Annotated in this window: 16 protein-coding genes; 9 read left to right on the forward strand and 7 right to left on the reverse strand. The window is 73.6% G+C overall.

What is annotated here, in order from left to right; all coding sequences use genetic code 11:
- Window positions 1–16: 16 nt before the first annotated feature.
- From IO24_RS0127875 to IO24_RS0127885, 3 genes are all read right to left on the reverse strand, one after another.
- On the reverse strand, window positions 17–649 hold the full coding sequence (locus IO24_RS0127875; protein WP_031140203.1) for a TetR/AcrR family transcriptional regulator: 633 nt from the start codon (window positions 647–649) through the stop codon (window positions 17–19).
- Window positions 646–1,470: a sugar phosphate isomerase/epimerase family protein gene (locus IO24_RS0127880; protein WP_031140205.1), complete on the reverse strand. Its 825-nt coding sequence runs from the start codon at window positions 1,468–1,470 to the stop codon at window positions 646–648. The genes IO24_RS0127875 and IO24_RS0127880 overlap by 4 nt, the downstream gene beginning before the upstream one ends.
- Before the next feature lie 82 nt (window positions 1,471–1,552).
- Entirely contained in the window at window positions 1,553–2,485 is a 933-nt protein-coding gene (locus IO24_RS0127885; RefSeq protein ID WP_031140207.1) for a Ppx/GppA family phosphatase, read from the reverse strand.
- 71 nt (window positions 2,486–2,556) lie between these two features.
- Between IO24_RS0127885 and IO24_RS0127890 the strand changes: the two genes are divergently transcribed.
- Window positions 2,557–3,357 (forward strand): DUF3109 family protein, encoded by an 801-nt coding sequence (locus IO24_RS0127890; protein ID WP_031140209.1) that lies wholly within the window; start codon window positions 2,557–2,559, stop codon window positions 3,355–3,357.
- A gap of 8 nt (window positions 3,358–3,365) precedes the next feature.
- Here the strand turns inward: IO24_RS0127890 and IO24_RS0127895 are convergent, their stop codons facing one another.
- Complete coding sequence (locus tag IO24_RS0127895) at window positions 3,366–5,090, reverse strand: BACON domain-containing protein (RefSeq protein WP_031140211.1); 1,725 nt, start codon at window positions 5,088–5,090, stop codon at window positions 3,366–3,368.
- A gap of 197 nt (window positions 5,091–5,287) precedes the next feature.
- On the opposite strand from IO24_RS0127895, the gene radA reads away from it, so the two are divergent.
- A complete protein-coding gene (radA, locus tag IO24_RS0127900) occupies window positions 5,288–6,697 on the forward strand; it encodes a DNA repair protein RadA (protein WP_031140213.1) in 1,410 nt (469 codons plus the stop codon).
- Between the two features lie 80 nt (window positions 6,698–6,777).
- Window positions 6,778–7,902, forward strand: coding sequence for a DNA integrity scanning diadenylate cyclase DisA (disA, locus tag IO24_RS0127905; RefSeq protein WP_031140214.1), 1,125 nt, complete (start codon window positions 6,778–6,780; stop codon window positions 7,900–7,902).
- 79 nt (window positions 7,903–7,981) lie between these two features.
- On the opposite strand, the gene IO24_RS0127910 is transcribed toward disA, so the two are convergent.
- Window positions 7,982–8,839, reverse strand: coding sequence for a hypothetical protein (locus IO24_RS0127910; RefSeq protein WP_078899395.1), 858 nt, complete (start codon window positions 8,837–8,839; stop codon window positions 7,982–7,984).
- Between the two features lie 175 nt (window positions 8,840–9,014).
- On the opposite strand from IO24_RS0127910, the gene IO24_RS0127915 reads away from it, so the two are divergent.
- Window positions 9,015–9,656 (forward strand): phosphatase PAP2 family protein, encoded by a 642-nt coding sequence (locus IO24_RS0127915; RefSeq protein WP_045296582.1) that lies wholly within the window; start codon window positions 9,015–9,017, stop codon window positions 9,654–9,656.
- A gap of 70 nt (window positions 9,657–9,726) precedes the next feature.
- On the opposite strand, the gene IO24_RS0127920 is transcribed toward IO24_RS0127915, so the two are convergent.
- Together IO24_RS0127920 and IO24_RS0127925 are read right to left on the reverse strand one after the other, a co-directional pair.
- Window positions 9,727–10,410: a response regulator transcription factor gene (locus IO24_RS0127920; protein WP_031140221.1), complete on the reverse strand. Its 684-nt coding sequence runs from the start codon at window positions 10,408–10,410 to the stop codon at window positions 9,727–9,729.
- The gene (locus IO24_RS0127925) at window positions 10,407–11,993 is read right to left on the reverse strand and encodes a sensor histidine kinase (protein ID WP_031140224.1); all 1,587 of its coding nucleotides are present in this window, start codon (window positions 11,991–11,993) and stop codon (window positions 10,407–10,409) included. Before IO24_RS0127925 ends, IO24_RS0127920 begins: the two co-directional genes overlap by 4 nt.
- 119 nt (window positions 11,994–12,112) lie before the next feature.
- Between IO24_RS0127925 and IO24_RS0127930 the strand changes: the two genes are divergently transcribed.
- The 5 genes from IO24_RS0127930 (at window position 12,113) to cseC (ending at window position 16,714) form a co-directional block, all read left to right on the forward strand.
- Window positions 12,113–13,054: an HhH-GPD family protein gene (locus tag IO24_RS0127930; protein WP_031140226.1), complete on the forward strand. Its 942-nt coding sequence runs from the start codon at window positions 12,113–12,115 to the stop codon at window positions 13,052–13,054.
- Window positions 13,055–13,338: 284 nt separating this feature from the next.
- Window positions 13,339–13,878: a SigE family RNA polymerase sigma factor gene (locus IO24_RS0127935; RefSeq protein WP_030251439.1), complete on the forward strand. Its 540-nt coding sequence runs from the start codon at window positions 13,339–13,341 to the stop codon at window positions 13,876–13,878.
- Window positions 13,866–14,519: a hypothetical protein gene (locus tag IO24_RS0127940; RefSeq protein WP_031140232.1), complete on the forward strand. Its 654-nt coding sequence runs from the start codon at window positions 13,866–13,868 to the stop codon at window positions 14,517–14,519. The genes IO24_RS0127935 and IO24_RS0127940 overlap by 13 nt, the downstream gene beginning before the upstream one ends.
- Before the next feature lie 129 nt (window positions 14,520–14,648).
- A complete protein-coding gene (gene cseB, locus IO24_RS0127945) occupies window positions 14,649–15,350 on the forward strand; it encodes a two-component system response regulator CseB (RefSeq protein WP_031140234.1) in 702 nt (233 codons plus the stop codon).
- A gap of 14 nt (window positions 15,351–15,364) precedes the next feature.
- Window positions 15,365–16,714, forward strand: coding sequence for a two-component system sensor histidine kinase CseC (cseC, locus tag IO24_RS0127950; RefSeq protein ID WP_031140236.1), 1,350 nt, complete (start codon window positions 15,365–15,367; stop codon window positions 16,712–16,714).
- The last annotated feature ends 5 nt before the right edge of the window (window positions 16,715–16,719 follow it).

Consider the following 16,719-nt stretch of genomic DNA (forward strand, 5'->3'; position numbering starts at 1 on the left):
ACGGCACCCGCACGCCTCACGGATCGGTCAGATGTCCCTGGACGACCGGTGCCACCCGCGCGATGATCTGCTCCGGGTCCGCCGAGGCCAGCGGCTCGACCTTGATGACGTACCGCAGGACGGCCGTGCCCACGAGCTGGGCGGCGGCCAGCTCGGCGCGCAGCTCGGCGTCCGGCAGCTCCAGCCGTACGGCGATGCGGCGCAGCACCTGGGTGGCGATGATCCGCCGGAAGACGGCGGCCGCGGTCTCGTTGGTGACGGCGGAGCGGACGACGGCGAGCAGGGGCGCGCGAGTCGCCGGGTTCTCCCAGACGCCGAAGAAGAAGCGGGCCAGACGCTCCCCCACCCCGTCGAGCGGGCCCTCCTCGATGGCCTTCGGGGCCTGCAGGGCGGGTCCGAAGGACTGGGTGATCGCCGCCTCGAAGACCTGCTCCTTCGTGCCGAAGTAGTGGTGCACGAGGGCCGGGTCGACGCCGGCCGTCTTGGCGATGCCGCGTACGGACGTCTTCTCGTAGCCGTGCTCGGAGAAGTCGTCGCGGGCGGCGGTCAGGATGCGGTCGCGGGTGTCCGCCGACTCCGTACGCGGGGGGCGGCCGCGGCGGCGGGCGGTGGTGCCGGACCCGCCGGCGGCCGGGGGCCGGCCGGTCATCGCCGCGGCACCTTCACCGCCGAGGCCAGATGGAGGCGGGTGAAGGCCAGCGCCTCCGCCAGGTCGGCCTCGCGCTCCGCGCTGGACATGGCGCGGCGGGTGTTGACCTCGATGACGACATGCCCGTCGAAGCCGGTCAGGGCGAGCCGCTCCAGCACCTCGGCGCAGGGCTGGGTGCCGCGGCCGGGCACCAGGTGCTCGTCCTTGGCCGAGCCCCGGCCGTCGGCGAGGTGGACGTGGCCGAGACGGTCCCCCATGCGGTCGACCATGTCCAGCGCGTCGGAGCGGGCCGTCGCGGTGTGGCTGAGGTCGATCGTGAAGTGCCGGTAGTCGTCCTTGGTGACGTCCCAGTCGGGGGCGTACGCGAGCATCTCGCGGTCGCGGTAGCGCCAGGGGTACATGTTCTCGACGGCGAACCGCACGTCCGTCTCGTTCGCCATGCGCCAGATGCCGGCGACGAAGTCCCGGGCGTACTGGCGCTGCCAGCGGAACGGGGGGTGGACGACGACCGTGCTCGCGTCGAGCTTCTCGGCCGCCGCGCGGGCCCGCTGGAGCTTGGTCCACGGGTCGGTGGACCAGACGCGCTGCGTGATGAGCAGACAGGGGGCGTGCACGGCCAGGACCGGGATCCGGTGGTAGTCGCTGAGTCTGCGCAGGGCCTCGATGTCCTGGCTGACCGGGTCGGTCCAGACCATGACCTCGACTCCGTCGTACCCGAGGCGCGCGGCGATCTCGAAGGCCGTGGCCGTCGACTCCGGGTAGACCGAGGCCGTCGACAGGGCGACCTTCGCGTCCGGGATCTTCACGGCTGGCTCTGCCATGCAGGACAGATTACGGGGTGTGGTCGGGGTGAGGTGGGGGGCCTCTTCGCCGTTGTGGTGTTTGCCATAGGCGGGCAGGCCCCTACACCGACTCCATGTGATCCAGGCGACGCAGGATCACGCCCTCCCGCAGCGCCCAGGGGCATATGTCGACGCGCTCCACGCCGAAGAGGTCCATCGCCGCCTCGGCCACCAGGGCGCCCGCCAGGAGCTGGCCGGCCCTGCCCTCCGAGACGCCCGGCAGCTCCGCGCGCTCCCGCTCCGTCATCGCGGCCAGGCGCGGGACCCAGCCCTCCAGGGACTCCCGCTTGAGCTCGCGCTGGACGTAGAGGCCCTCGGCGGAGCGGGCCGCGCCGGCGATGCGGGCCAGCTGCTTGAAGGTCTTCGACGTGGCGACGACGTGGTCGGGGGTGCCGAAGCGGCTGAACTCGCCGACCGTGCGGGCGATCTCGGTCCGCACGTGGCGGCGCAGGGCGCGGACGTCGTCCGGGGCGGGCGGATCACCGGGCAGCCAGCCGGCGGTGAGGCGGCCGGCGCCCAGCGGCAGCGAGGCGGCCGCGTCGGGCTCCTCGTCGATGCCGTACGCGACCTCCAGGGAGCCGCCGCCGATGTCCAGGACCAGCAGCTTCCCGGCCGACCAGCCGAACCAGCGGCGGGCGGCGAGGAAGGTCAGCCGGGCCTCCTCGGAGCCGGTGAGGACCTGGAGCTCGACGCCGGTCTCGGCGCGCACGCGTTCGAGGACGTCATCGGCGTTGCGGGCCTCCCGTACGGCGGAGGTCGCGAACGGGAGGACCTCCTCGGCGCCCTTGTCCTCGGCGGCCTGGAGCGCCTCCTTGATCACCGAGATCAGCCGGTCGACGCCGTGGGGGCCGATCGCGCCGTCGTCGTCGAGGAGCTGGGCCAGGCGCAGTTCCGCCTTGTGCGAGTGAGCGGGCAGCGGGCACGCGCCGGGGTGCGCGTCCACCACGAGCAGATGCACCGTGTTCGATCCCACGTCGAGGACACCGAGTCTCATGTACGGAACGCTACTGCCCACCGGGCCGTCCGCCGTCCTCGGTGGGGGTACGAGGCCCGTACCCTGGAGGCGTGCCAAAGACGAAAAAGGCGAAGCGCGACAAATCACCGGCCGCCGTGGAACCCGACGAGAAGGGCCTCGACTTCGCTCGCGCGTGGGTTGAGTTTCCCGATCCGGCGGACGACGAGCAGGTGTTCCGCTGCGATCTGACATGGCTGACCTCTCGCTGGAACTGCATCTTCGGCAGCGGCTGCCAGGGCATCCAGGCGGGCCGCGCGGATGACGGGTGCTGCACGTTGGGTGCCCACTTCTCCGACGAGGACGACGAGAAGCGCGTCGCCGGGCATGTGGCCAGGCTCACGCCGGACATCTGGCAGCACCATGCCGAGGGCAAACGGGGCGGCTGGGTCTCCGAGGACGAGGACGGCGAGCGGCAGACGCGTCCGTTCCAGGGCTCGTGCATCTTCCAGAACCGGCCCGGCTTCCCCGGCGGCATGGGCTGCTCGCTGCACATCCTCGCTCTGAAGGAGGGCCGCGAGCCGCTGGAGACCAAGCCGGACGTCTGCTGGCAGTTGCCGGTACGGCGGACGTACGAGTGGATCGACCGGCCCGACGACACGCGCGTCCTGCAGGTGTCGATCGGTGAGTACGACCGCCGGGGCTGGGGCCCGGGCGGCCACGACCTGCACTGGTGGTGCACATCGGCGACCTCGGCGCACGGCGCGGGCGACCCGGTGTACGTCTCCTACCGGCCGGAACTGATCGAGCTGATGGGCAAGGCCGGCTACGACCGGCTGGTCGAACTGTGCGAGGAGCGGCTGGCCTCGCAGCTGCCGCTGCTGGCACCGCATCCTGCGGATCCGGTGACCTGAGGGCCCGCCTACGACGTGGCCGGACTCGGGTCGCCGCTGTCCGAGGGCGGCGGCGTCGAGGCCGTCGGGTCGGTCGGGCCCGGATCCGACGGCGTGGGGTCCGGGTCGGCCGACGGGGGCGGGGTGGTCGGCGTCGGGTCCGGGTCCGGGGCGGATGTCGTGGGAGTCGGGTCGGGCTGGGTGGGAGTCGGGTCGCCCGGGCCGCCGGGGCGGGGGTCCGGGCCGGGGCCGGAGGGGCTGGGCGCGGCGCCGTAGCCCTCGATGCGGACGACGGCGCCCACCGGGGCGACCGCCACCTGCGCCTGCCAGGGGCCGGCGGGCTCCCGCAGGTGGTCGACGTACACCTTGATCGTCAACGACTCGCCGGGCCGGAGCGTTCCCGACGACTGGCTGAGGTACAGCCAGTGGGCTCCGGTGGACGCGGACCAGCGGACCGGGGCCGGGCCGGTCGCGGTCAGGGTGACGAGAGTGGTGTCACCGCTGTTGTCGGCCGTGACCTCGAGGGCGGCCTTGCGGCCGGCGACAGCGACGCCGATGACCTCGACGGAGACGTCGGCCTTGCCGTCCCTGCCGAAGCGGGGGCCGGGCCGGGTGCTCGCGTTGCCGGTGTTCTCGTAGCCGCCGCCCGCGATCTCGCCGTCCAGGCCGAACGGGTCGTCCGCCTCGCGCGCGGAGGCCGAGCGGTCGTCCCGGCCCTCGCCGATCGGGGTGCCCCGGTAGGCGGCCCACAGGGCCAGCACGGGGGCGGCCACGACGGTGGCGACGACGGTCGTGGTGACGGCGCGCGCGCGTAGGCGGTCCCTTCGGGCGGCATGGTCCTTGGGGTCCATCGGGAAGCCGCGCCGGTCGAAGCGGGGTGCGGCGCTTCGCGCGCGCGGGTGGTGGGCCATGGCCACGTGCAGGGCAGCCCGGGGCGCCGGCAGGACGGGCAGTTCGGCGGGCGTGACGCTGGTGCCGGGCCAGCGGCCGGGGATGGCACGCTCGGCGGTGCGGCGGCAGCGCGGGCAGTCGTCGACGTGCCGGACGAGTTCGCTGCGCAGGGCCGTGCCGAGCACGAGCCGGTCGTCGCCGGCGAGGTGCGCGACGCTCGGGCACGCCCCGGTCTCGACCACGGCGAGGGCCGCTCGCGTGCGTTCCACCTCGCACGCGGCGGAGGCGAGCAGATCGCGGGCGGCGGCCGGGTCCATGCCGAGGACGGCGGCGACCTCGCGGGCGGCGAGGTGGTGGCGCACGGCCAGTTCGAGCGCCTCCCGCTGCTCCGGGGTGGTGCCGGCGGCCTCCGGCCAGGCCAGCAGGGCCAGTTCGCGACGGCGCCGCTCCTGGACCTCCTCGGAGGGGGCCGGAGCGGCCGGACGGTCGGCGCGCCGCCGGTCGGTGCGGCCCGCGGCATGGCTGCTCTGACGTTTCTGCTTGGCCTCGGCCAGCTTGCGCAGGCACGCCCAGCGGGCCAGCGCGTACAGCCAGGCCCTGCGGTCCGAGGGTGCCTCGGGGGCGTGCCGGCCGCGGCGTTCGGCGAGTGCGAGGACGTCGCCCAGGGCGGCGGTCGCGGCCTCGTGGTCGCACAGCACGGACAGGCAGTAGGTGAACAGGCCGTCCAGGTAGGGCTCGTAGCGCGCGGGCGGCCGCTGCGCCAGCGTGCGCGCCGCCCCGCGGTCACGCGCTTCCCGGTGGGCCCGGTGCGCGCCGGCCGTGCGGGTCGAGCGGGTCGAGATCTCCGGAGTACTGCTCGTCATTCGGCGACCGTAGGCGGCCGGGAGTGGCACCTTCAGGCGGCTTGAGCACATTTAATCCGTACGGGTGAAACGATCCCTCAATCGGGGACATGAACCGGGCGTTCCGCCGCTGGCGCGGGGTGGCGGACCCCTGGCGCGCAGGTGGCCGCCGCCGGCCGGTCCCCGCGATGTCAGTGCCGGCGGCTACGGTTTCGTCCATGGCTGCCCGTACGAAGACCACCAAGGACCGCCCGTCCTACCGCTGCACGGAGTGCGGGTGGCAGACGGCGAAGTGGCTCGGCCGCTGCCCCGAGTGCCAGGCCTGGGGGACGGTCGAGGAGTACGGCGCGCCCGCGGTGCGCACGACGACACCGGGCCGGGTCACCACCTCCGCCCTGCCCATCGGCCAGGTGGACGGCCGCCAGGCCACCGCCCGCCCCACCGGCGTCCCCGAGCTGGACCGCGTGCTCGGCGGCGGACTGGTCCCCGGCGCGGTGGTGCTGGTCGCCGGCGAACCGGGCGTCGGCAAGTCGACGCTCCTGCTCGACGTGGCCGCCAAGTCCGCGAGCGACGAGCACCGCACGCTGTACGTCACGGGCGAGGAGTCCGCCAGCCAGGTCCGGCTGCGCGCGGACCGCATCGGCGCCATCGACGACCACCTGTACCTCGCGGCCGAGACGGATCTGGCGGCGGTGCTCGGCCACTTGGACGCGGTGAAGCCGTCGCTGCTGATCATGGACTCGGTGCAGACGGTGGCCTCCCCGGAGATCGACGGCGCGCCCGGCGGCATGGCCCAGGTGCGGGAGGTCGCCGGCGCCCTCATCCGGGCCTCCAAGGACCGCGGCATGTCCACACTGCTGGTGGGCCATGTCACCAAGGACGGCGCGATCGCGGGCCCGCGCCTGCTGGAGCACCTCGTGGACGTGGTCCTGTCCTTCGAGGGCGACCGGCACGCCCGCCTGCGTCTCGTCCGCGGCGTGAAGAACCGCTACGGCACCACCGACGAGGTCGGCTGCTTCGAGCTGCACGACGAGGGGATCACGGGCCTCGCCGACCCGAGCGGCCTCTTCCTGACCCGCCGGGCCGAGCCGGTCCCGGGCACCTGCCTGACCGTCACCCTGGAGGGCCGCCGCCCGCTGGTCGCCGAGGTCCAGGCGCTCACGGTCGACTCGCAGATCCCCTCCCCGCGCCGCACCACCTCGGGCCTGGAGACCTCCCGCGTCTCGATGATGCTCGCGGTGCTGGAACAGCGCGGGCGGATCAGCGCTTTGGGCAAAAGGGACATCTACTCCGCGACGGTCGGCGGTGTGAAGCTCTCCGAGCCGGCCGCGGACCTGGCCGTCGCCCTCGCGTTGGCGAGCGCGGCGAGTGACACACCTCTCCCGAAGAACCTCGTCGCGATCGGCGAAGTGGGCCTCGCGGGCGAGGTGAGACGGGTCACCGGAGTGCAGCGCAGGCTGGCGGAAGCCCACCGTCTGGGCTTCACTCATGCCCTGGTCCCGGGCGATCCGGGCAAGGTCCCGGCGGGCATGAAGGTCCTGGAAGTCGCGGACATAGGGGACGCCCTGCGGGTCCTTCCCCGCTCCCGTCGCAGAGAGGCCCCCCGGGACGAGGAGGGTCGCCGGTAGACTTTGCCCTGGTCTCGCCCGTCCGTGCGAACCGAGCGCGCGACACGGGGGCGCCCAGGACCTGCGACCGGAGGAGTGCAGTGGCAGCCAACGACCGGGCATCGGCTCCCGGAAAGTCCGGCGGGAGTGCCGGTACCGATGGCCTGATGCGCGCCTCCCTGAGCGCCGTGGCACCCGGCACCCCGCTGCGCGACGGCCTGGAGCGGGTGCTCCGCGGCAACACCGGCGGGCTCATCGTGCTCGGCTCCGACAAGACGGTCGAGGCGCTGTGCAGCGGCGGTTTCGTGCTGGACGTCGAGTTCACCGCGACCCGGCTGCGCGAGCTGTGCAAGCTGGACGGCGGCATCGTGCTGTCCTCGGACCTGTCGAAGATTCTGCGCGCGGGCGTGCAGCTGGTCCCGGACCCGACGATCCCGACGGAGGAGACGGGCACCCGCCACCGCACCGCGGACCGCGTCAGCAAGCAGGTCGGCTTCCCGGTCGTCTCCGTCTCCCAGTCGATGCGGCTGATCGCCCTGTACGTCGACGGCCAGCGCCGCGTCCTGGAGGACTCGGCGGCGATCCTGTCCCGCGCCAACCAGGCGCTCGCCACCCTCGAGCGTTACAAGCTCCGCCTCGACGAGGTCGCGGGCACGCTGTCGGCGCTGGAGATCGAGGACCTGGTGACCGTCCGGGACGTCTCGGCGGTCGCCCAGCGCCTGGAGATGGTGCGCCGCATCGCCACGGAGATCGCCGAGTACGTGGTGGAGCTCGGCACGGACGGCCGGCTGCTGGCCCTCCAGCTCGACGAGCTGATCGCGGGCGTGGAACCCGAGCGCGAGCTGGTCGTGCGGGACTACGTCCCCGAGCCCACGGCCAAGCGCTCCCGCACGGTCGACCAGGCCCTCGCCGAACTCGACGCCCTCACCCATGCCGAGCTGCTCGAAATGTCCACGGTGGCACGGGCGTTGGGCTACACCGGCGCGCCCGAGACCCTGGACTCGGCGGTCTCCCCGCGCGGGTACCGTCTCCTCGCCAAGGTGCCCCGGCTCCCCGGCGCGATCATCGACCGCCTCGTCGAGCACTTCGGCGGACTGCAGAAGCTGCTCGCCGCGAGCGTCGACGACCTGCAGACGGTGGACGGCGTGGGCGAGGCCCGGGCGCGCAGCGTCCGCGAGGGCCTGTCGCGGCTGGCGGAGTCTTCGATCCTGGAGCGGTACGTCTGACGCGGACGGCAGACAGGGCTGGAACGGCTGAGGGCGGTACCCGGCAAGGGGTACCGCCCTCCGGCTTCTCCGGCCTCAGCTAGTCGGCCGAGAGCACGAACGACGTCTGCACCTTCGCAAAGCCCGGAGCCTTGGCTTCCACCAGGTACGTGCCCGACCCGGCCGAGCCCGCCGGAGGCGTGGCGCACTCGGGGGCGCTCGGCTTGCGGTCCCACTTCACGGTGTAGGTGATGCCGCTGCCGGCGGCGACCCGGTACAGCTGGTGCGCGGCGGCCTTGGGGCAGTCCTCGGAGGACCAGTAGTCGTCGTCGCTGCTCGCCGGGGCGATCGTGAACACCGCGTTCTTCGGCCCGAGATCGATCTTGCAGTCGCTGCCGGAGACGTTCCGCGCGGTCAGCAGGAAGGTGGGCGTCTGCTCGGGGTCGTAGGTGTTGTGCCGGCTGCGCAGGCTGAACTTGACCGCGCTCGCGGTGCAGTTGGGCAGGGTGGAGCCGGCCGGCAGGGTGTCGCCCGCGCCGACACCGCCCGCGGTGGCGCCGCTCCCCGAGCCGCCGGAGCCGCCCGACCCCTCGGAACCGCCCGAGCCGCCACTCCCGGAACCGTCGCCGGAACCCGAGCCGGAACCGTCGTCGGATCCGCCTCCCGAGCCGTCCCCGGAACCGTCCCCCGAGCCGCCGGAGCCCTCGTCGCCCGACTCGTCGCGTCCGCCGGGCGCTTGGCTGATGGCCGGGCCCGAACTCGACGGGCCGGGCGTGATGGAGGGTGCGGGATTCTTGCCGTTGGCGCCGTTGTCGCCGTCCTTGCCGCCCCCGCCGCCCATCGTCACGATCCAGGTGGTCAGCAGCGCCAACACGGCGACCACAGACACCAGTACGACCCTCCGACGCCAGTAGATGGAGGAGGGAAGCGGCCCGACCGGATTGCGCAGAGATCCCACGGCCCAAACCTTACGAGAGATCGGCGCGTTCGCCGGTCCCACCCGCCGCTCGGAGCCACAACTTTTCCGGATCATCATTCCGGAACCCCGGCCCCCACCCCTGTCTTTCGTCAGGTACGGAACCCGACGATCGCTGGGTGTGACGGTATGGGGGCGCCGCCTACCGTCTGTGACCATGGACTCCGAGGACACCGCGCTCTACCGCGACATCACCGACTTCGCCCACGACACCCCGAACTGGGTACAGCACGGCGCCGGGATATGGACCGAGGCCGGACTGCTGGTGTTCGCCGGGCTGTTCGCGACGGCCTGGTGGCATGCCCGCCGGGGCAGCCCCCGCGCGTTCGCGATCGCGGCCCTTGCACCTCTGGCCACAGCAGTGGCCTACGTGTGCAGTGAGGTGCTCAAGTCCGCTGTCGCGGAAGAGCGTCCGTGCCGTGCGGTGGCCGGGGCGGCCGCGTCACTGGCCGCGTGCCCGCCGCACGGCGACTGGTCCTTCCCGTCCAACCACGCCACCATCGCGGGCGCCGCTGCGGTCTCCCTCGCCGTGGTGCGGCGCGCACTGCTGTGGCTGACGGCCCCGCTCGCCCTGCTGATGGCGTTCTCCCGGGTCTTCGTCGGCGTGCACTATCCGCACGACGTCATAGCGGGGTTGGCGCTCGGCACGCTCGTCGCCCTCGTCGCCGTACGGCTGGGCAGGGATCCGGTGACGCGGCTGGCCGGGGCGATGCGCACCTCACCGGCACCGGCCGTGCGGTGGGTGCTGGGGCCGGGCCCGGCGCCCGTCCCGTCGTACGAGACGCACGCGCGCCGGTGAGCCGGGACGCGCGGCGCACCGCCGCGCTCAGCGCTCGTCCACGGCTCACGGGCGCCGTCGCGCCCTGCGGTCACGGCTCCACCAGCCCCGCCTCGTACGCGACGATCGCCGCCTGCACCCGGTTGCGGACGCCCAGCCGGTCCAGGACCGCGCTCACGTACGCCTTCACCGTGCCCTCGACGAGATGCAGGCGGGCGGCGATCTCCGGGTTGGACAGGCCCGCGCCGACCAGGCCGAGCACCTCGCGCTCCCGGGGGCTCAGGGCGGTCACCCGCGCGCGTGCCCGGGCCTCGCGGGTGAGGCGGCCGCCGTCGAGGCCCTCGTCGATGACGTACCGGGCCACCTTGGGCGAGAGGAACGCGGCCCCGGCGGCCACCGCCCGTACACCCGCGATGAGTTCGTACGGGTCCCCGGACTTCAGCAGGAACCCGGTGGCACCGCCGCCCAGGGCGCGGGTCACATGGGCGCCCTCGGAGAAGGTGGTGAGCATCGCGACGGCCGTGCCCGGCACGGTCCGTACGATCTCCTCCGCCGCCGCGAGACCGTCCAGGCGCGGCATGCGAATGTCCAGCAGGGCCACGTCCGGGCGGTGGGCGCGGCACAGTTCCACCGCCTCGCGCCCGTCCCCCGCCTCGGCGACGACCTCCGTCTCGCCGCCGCTGCCCAGGATGGCGCGCACCCCGGCCCGGACCATCGCCTCGTCGTCGGCCAGCAGCACGCGGATCGGCGCCCTGCTCGTGTTCCCGGTACTCATCGTGCGAACTCCTCGTACTCTTCCCGGCCTTCGCCGGACAGGCCGACGCCGGGGACCACGTCCTTGGCGACCAGCCGTCCGGCGTCGAAGCACAGTCTGAAGTGGGCGACGGAGACGAAGAGTTCGCCACTCGCGCGGTAGTAGCGGCAGTCGGCTCCCCCGGGCGCGGCCGGGGCCCGCTCCTCGGGCGGGTCGTTCACGTCGCGCTCGGGCAGCACCCGTTCGACCTCGACGGCCGGGGCGCCCAGGCGGAGCTTCGCGTACGCGGCGGGTTCGAGCACCGAATGCGTCTCGGCGTACGCGTACCAGCCGAAGGCGGCGCCGACGAGCACCACACCCACACCGGCCGCGGTGCCGAGGCCGGAGGCGACCCGGCGGCGGGCGTGCGTGAACGGCGCCCGGGCCGGGCGCGCGGGCCTGACCGCGACCGGCTGCCCCGGGACGTACGCCCGGACCCGGAAGCCCTCCCCGTGCGCACCGGCCTCGAACTCGCCGCCGACGGAGGTCACCGCCGCCCGCAGCCCGAGCAGGCCCGTGCCGCCTCCCGCGGGCCGGGAACCATCCTGCGCCGGGCGGCCGTTGGTGACGGTGACGGAGGTGCCCGCGGCGCGCCCGGTGACCGCCACGACCACGGGGGCGCCCGGTGCGTGCCGTGCCGCGTTGGTCAGCGCCTCCCGGACCACCCGGTGCAGCAGCCGCTCGGCGACCTCGCCGGGACCGGCGGAGTGCGGGTCTGCGGCCGGGTCCCGTCCGCCCGGCTCCCAGCGCACCGGAAGGCCCGACTCGGCGGCACGGGCGACGAGTTGCTCCAGGGTCTCGTCGGCCGGGGACAGCGGCACCGGCTCGTCGTCCTCGCGCAGGACGCCGATGATGCGGTGCAGCCGGTCCGTGGCGTCGGCGGCGGCCGCGCGCAGGTCGGCCGCCGCCGCCCGGTGTTCGTCGCCGAGGCCGGGAGCGACCTGGAGGGCGCCGGCGCGCAGGGCGATGAGGCTCAGCTCGTGACCGAGGGAGTCGTGCATGTCCTGGGCGATCCGGGCGCGTTCGCGCAGCCGGGCGCGCTCCTCGGCGAGGCCGGCCTCGTCCTCCAGCCGGGCGGCGCGCAGCCATCCCGCCTCGGCCAGCTCGCGGCTCTGCCGCCAGTAGCGCCCGCCGAGCCAGGGGAAGACACAGCCGAAGAGCAGCGTGCCCGTCATGACGAGCCACTCGGGGGCCGGGTCGACGCCGGTGAGCACGATCCGTGCGGTGCCCGCGCAGCCGACGGCGGCGAAGCACAGCACGGCGGGGCGCGCCCGGTCCGCCCGCAGCCCGAGCAGCAGCGCGCACACGCCGAGGGCGGGACCGTAGGAGACGGTGAACAGGGCCGGGGCGGCGGTCAGGCTCAGGGCGGCCACCAGCGTGAAGGCGACCGGGGGCAGCCGCCGGGACACGGCGACGGCCACGGCCAGCACGGCCACACCGGCTGCCTGCTGCCAGCCGGGCCGCGGCTCGTTCAGCCCGATCCGGTCCGCCGTGAGCGCCGGGACGGCGAAGGCGGCCCAGAGGAGGGCGCCACGGGCGAGTGAGGCCGGGCCGGGAGGTTCCATGCGCCCGACGCTACAAGTGCCCGGCCTGCCCGCACTGCTGTCGATCGTCAGGTACCCGCCCCCTTCAGGGGTGGCGGTGTGCCCGAACAGACGGCTCTGCGTGGCACCATCGATACGCCATGACTGCTCCCACGAAGCCCCCGCAGCCCACCCCCGCCCCCGCCGACACCCCCTCCGGGCCGCCCCTCGGAGAGAACCTGCACTCCCCCGTCATCGACTGGTTCGACGAGAACGCCCGCGACCTGCCGTGGCGGCGTCCGGAGGCCGGGGCGTGGGGGGTGATGGTCAGTGAGTTCATGCTGCAGCAGACGCCGGTGAGCCGTGTCCTGCCCGTCTACGAGCAGTGGCTGGAGCGCTGGCCGCGCCCCGCCGACCTGGCCAAGGAGGCGCCCGGCGAGGCAGTCCGCGCCTGGGGCCGGCTCGGCTACCCGCGCCGCGCGCTGCGGCTGCACGGCGCCGCCGTCGCCATATCGGAACGGCACGGCGGTGACGTACCGGCCGACCACGCCCAGCTGCTGGCACTGCCCGGCATCGGCGAGTACACGGCGGCCGCAGTCGCCTCCTTCGCCTACGGGCAGCGGCATCCGGTGCTGGACACCAATGTGCGCCGGGTCTTCGCCCGGGCGGTCACCGGCGTGCGGTACCCGCCGAACGCCACCACCGCCGCCGAGCGCAAGCTGGCCCGCGCGCTGCTGCCCGAGGAGGAGCCGACCGCCGCCCGCTGGGCCGCCGCCTCCATGGAGCTGGGCGCGCTGGTGTGCACGGCGAAGAACGAGTCGTGCCACCGCTGCCCGATCGCCGCGCAGTGCGCGTGGCGGCTGGCGGGCAAGCCGGAGCACGACGGGCCGCCGCGCCGCGGCCAGACCTACGCGGGCACCGACCGGCAGGTGCGGGGGCGGCTGCTCGCCGTGCTGCGGGAGGCGCACGGGCCGGTTCCACAGGCGGCTCTGGACCGGGTGTGGCACGAGCCGGTGCAGCGGGCCCGCGCCCTCGACGGTCTCGTCTCCGACGGTCTGGTGGAGCCGATGGCGGGCGGTCTGTACCGGCTGCCGCTGACCTGACGTACAGACACCTCACAGCCGCAGGTCACCATCCGTCACATCATCCGGGGTGGACAAATCACCCCGAATCCGCCTCAACACCCCCACCGCTCTCCCCCGTTCGGGCTTCCGTTACACAACCGACGGACAGCCGAGCGCTGGCCGCAGGCTGCTTCGGACAGCGCCGTGACAACGCCTCCGTACCTTCAGATGCGTTCCCGGAAGACACGGGACGACGGAAGACCAAAGGCAGTACACGGGCGGCGCGGAGCCGGCCCGTACGGGGATACGGGAGGCGGTTCACCATGGCGCAGGGCGAGGTGCTCGAGTTCGAGGAGTACGTCCGCACCCGGCAGGACGCGCTGCTGCGCAGTGCCCGCCGCCTGGTCCCGGACCCGACGGACGCGCAGGACCTGCTGCAGACGGCGCTGGTCCGGACGTACGGCCGGTGGGAGACCATCGAGGACAAGCGGCTGGCGGACGCCTACCTGCGCCGGGTGATGATCAACACCCGTACGGAGTGGTGGCGGGCGCGCAAGCTCGAGGAGGTCCCGACCGAGCAGCTCCCGGACGCCTCGGTCGACGACGCCACCGAGCAGCACGCGGACCGCGCCCTGCTCATGGACATCCTGAAGGTGCTCGCCCCGAAGCAGCGCAGTGTCGTGGTGCTGCGACACTGGGAGCAGATGTCCACGGAGGAGACGGCCGCCGCCCTCGGCATGTCGGCCGGAACGGTCAAGAGCACGCTGCACCGGGCGCTCGCCCGGCTCCGCGAGGAGCTGGAGTCCCGCGATCTGGACGCACGCGCGCTGGAGCGTGAGGAGCGGGAGCGGTGCGCGGCCTGACCGGCGAGGGTTCTGCACGGACCCGGGGCAGTATCCAGGCGGTGAGCGCGGCACTGGCCGTACCCACCGCCCTCGCCCTTTTGGTGTCCGGCTGCGGTGCCGGCGGGACCGGCGCCCGTGACGAGGGCCCGGCGCACGCCGACTCGGTGGCGGGCGCCGCCGCCACCCCGTCCGCCGCGCCGTCGACGTCGCCCGACACCGTGAACGCGGTCAAGCTCGTCAAGGACGACCCGAAGGTCGCGCCCGAGGTGAAGCGCGAGCTGAAGCCGTGCGTGGCCGACGAGTACCCGGTCGACGTCTCCTACGGCAATCTGACCGGAGGCTCGGCGGACGACGTCGTCGTCAACGTGCTGACCTGCGGTGACGCGGTGGGTGTGGGCAGTTACGTGTATCGCGAGCAGGACGGCTCGTACGAGAATGTGTTCAAGGCCGAGGAAACGCCGGTCTACGCGGAGATCGACCGCGGCGACCTGGTGGTGACCAAGCAGGTGTACGAGAAGGGCGACCCGGTGTCGAGCCCCTCCGGGGAGAACGTGATCACGTACAGATGGACCTCCGGCCGCTTCGCCGAGAAGTACCGCACGCACAACGACTACGGGAAGGTCGTCGGCGACAGCGCGACGCCGGTGCCCGCGAGCTGACGCGGGCGCAGGGCCGCGTGAACCGATCGGGCCGTTCGGACCGTTCCGTCGGTGAACGCATCGCCGGGACCGTGCGTCCCAGCAGTAGGAACGCACCCCCACGGACCACGAAGGACTGAGAGCACCGGGATGGCAGACCAGACCCACGTCCTGTTCGTCGAGGACGACGACGTCATCCGCGAGGCCACGCAGCTCGCCCTGGAACGGGACGGCTTCGTGGTCACCGCCATGCCCGACGGGCTGTCGGGCCTGGAGGCCTTCCGGGCGGACCGCCCCGACATCGCGCTGCTGGACGTCATGGTTCCCGGCCTCGACGGGGTCAGCCTGTGCCGCCGTATCCGCGACGAGTCGACCGTGCCGGTGATCATGCTGTCGGCGCGGGCCGACTCCATCGACGTCGTGCTGGGCCTGGAGGCGGGCGCCGACGACTATGTGACCAAGCCGTTCGACGGTGCCGTCCTGGTCGCCCGGATCCGCGCGGTGCTGCGCCGCTTCGGGCACGCGGGCGGTGGCCGGGGCGAGGAGCCGGACGGCCCGGCGAGCGGCGGGATGCTGGCCTTCGGTGACCTGGAGGTCGACACCGAGGGCATGGAGGTCCGGCGTGCCGGGCAGCCGGTGGCGCTGACGCCGACCGAGATGCGGCTGCTGCTGGAGTTCTCCTCCGCGCCGGGCACGGTGCTCTCCCGCGACAAGCTGCTGGAGCGGGTGTGGGACTACGGCTGGGGCGGGGACACCCGCGTCGTCGACGTGCATGTGCAGCGGCTGCGGCAGAAGATCGGCCAGGACCGGATCGAGACGGTCCGTGGCTTCGGCTACAAGTTGAAGGCCTGAGCAGGGGCAGGGGTATGAGGGGGCACTTCCGGCGCGTGGTCGCCGCGGGCTTGGAGCGTGCGGGCATCCGTACGGGCCTCAGATGGAAGCTGAGCGCGGCCATCGCACTGGTGGGCGCACTGGTGGCGATCGCGCTGAGTCTCGTCGTGCACAACGCCGCCCGGGTCTCGATGCTGGACAACGCGCGCGACCTCGCCGACGAGCGGATCATGATCGCCCAGCGCAACTTCGAGCTGTCCGGGCGGATGAACTTCCCCAACACCAAGATCAACGACCCGGATCTGCCGCACGCGCTGCGGGACCGGGTCGAGGCGGGCCAGCGGGCGACGTACGTGGCGGACCGGCCGGGTGACGTGCCCGACATATGGGCCGCCGTGCCTCTGAAGAACGGGCAGGTGATGTCGCTGCACTCGGGCTTCACCGACCGCAGCTCGGACATCCTCCAGGACCTCGACCAGGCCCTGCTCATCGGGTCCATCGCGGTCGTCCTCGGCGGCAGCGCGCTCGGCGTGCTCATCGGCGGGCACCTCTCGCGGCGGCTGCGCAAGGCCGCCATCGCGGCCAACCAGCTCGCGGGCGGCGAGACGGACGTGCGGGTACGGGACGCCATGGGCGGGGTCGTACGGGACGAGACGGACGACCTGGCGAGCGCGGTGGACGCCATGGCGGACACGCTGCGGCAGCGCATCGAGGCCGAGCGGCGGGTCACCGCCGACATCGCGCACGAGCTGCGCACCCCGGTGACCGGACTGCTGACGGCCGCGGAACTGCTGCCGCCCGGGCGCCCGACCGAGCTGGTGCTGGACCGGGCGAAGGCCATGCGCACGCTGGTCGAGGACGTGCTGGAGGTGGCCCGGCTGGACGGGGCCTCCGAACGGGCGGAACTGCAGGACCTCATGCTGGGCGAGTTCGTCGCCCGGCGGGTGGCGGCCAAGGATCCGGCCATCGAGGTGCGCATCGTGCACGAGTCGGAGGTCACCACCGACCCGCGCCGCCTGGAGCGTGTCCTGTTCAACCTCCTGGCCAACGCGGCCCGGCACGGCAAGCCGCCCATCGAGGTCAGCGTCGAGGGCCGGGTCATCCGCGTGCGCGACCACGGCCCGGGCTTCCCCGAGGACCTGCTCGCCGAGGGGCCGAGCCGCTTCCGCACCGGCAGCAAGGACCGGGCCGGGCACGGCCACGGACTCGGCCTGACCATCGCGGCAGGGCAGGCCCGGGTGCTGGGCGCCCGGCTGACCTTCCGCAACGTCCGCACCCCGGGAACGCCGGAGCATCTGCCGGCCGAGGGCGCGGTCGCCGTGCTGTGGCTGCCGGAGCACGCGCCGACGAACACGGGCAGCTACCCGCTGCTGCCGGGGTCGTAGGCCGC

Origin of the sequence: Streptomyces flavovariabilis (assembly GCF_000725785.1) — a bacterium.
Lineage (GTDB): Bacteria > Actinomycetota > Actinomycetes > Streptomycetales > Streptomycetaceae > Streptomyces > Streptomyces hawaiiensis.

What these genes read in the sequence shown, in the direction of transcription:
- IO24_RS0127875 (WP_031140203.1), bottom strand. Translation starts at nt 649, where the DNA reads ATGACCGGCCGGCCCCCGGCCGCCGGCGGGTCCGGCACCACCGCCCGC.
- IO24_RS0127880 (WP_031140205.1), bottom strand. Translation starts at nt 1,470, where the DNA reads ATGGCAGAGCCAGCCGTGAAGATCCCGGACGCGAAGGTCGCCCTGTCG.
- IO24_RS0127885 (WP_031140207.1), bottom strand. Translation starts at nt 2,485, where the DNA reads ATGAGACTCGGTGTCCTCGACGTGGGATCGAACACGGTGCATCTGCTC.
- IO24_RS0127895 (WP_031140211.1), bottom strand. Translation starts at nt 5,090, where the DNA reads ATGACGAGCAGTACTCCGGAGATCTCGACCCGCTCGACCCGCACGGCC.
- radA (WP_031140213.1), top strand. Translation starts at nt 5,288, where the DNA reads ATGGCTGCCCGTACGAAGACCACCAAGGACCGCCCGTCCTACCGCTGC.
- IO24_RS0127915 (WP_045296582.1), top strand. Translation starts at nt 9,015, where the DNA reads ATGGACTCCGAGGACACCGCGCTCTACCGCGACATCACCGACTTCGCC.
- IO24_RS0127920 (WP_031140221.1), bottom strand. Translation starts at nt 10,410, where the DNA reads ATGAGTACCGGGAACACGAGCAGGGCGCCGATCCGCGTGCTGCTGGCC.
- IO24_RS0127925 (WP_031140224.1), bottom strand. Translation starts at nt 11,993, where the DNA reads ATGGAACCTCCCGGCCCGGCCTCACTCGCCCGTGGCGCCCTCCTCTGG.
- IO24_RS0127930 (WP_031140226.1), top strand. Translation starts at nt 12,113, where the DNA reads ATGACTGCTCCCACGAAGCCCCCGCAGCCCACCCCCGCCCCCGCCGAC.
- IO24_RS0127935 (WP_030251439.1), top strand. Translation starts at nt 13,339, where the DNA reads ATGGCGCAGGGCGAGGTGCTCGAGTTCGAGGAGTACGTCCGCACCCGG.
- cseB (WP_031140234.1), top strand. Translation starts at nt 14,649, where the DNA reads ATGGCAGACCAGACCCACGTCCTGTTCGTCGAGGACGACGACGTCATC.
- cseC (WP_031140236.1), top strand. Translation starts at nt 15,365, where the DNA reads ATGAGGGGGCACTTCCGGCGCGTGGTCGCCGCGGGCTTGGAGCGTGCG.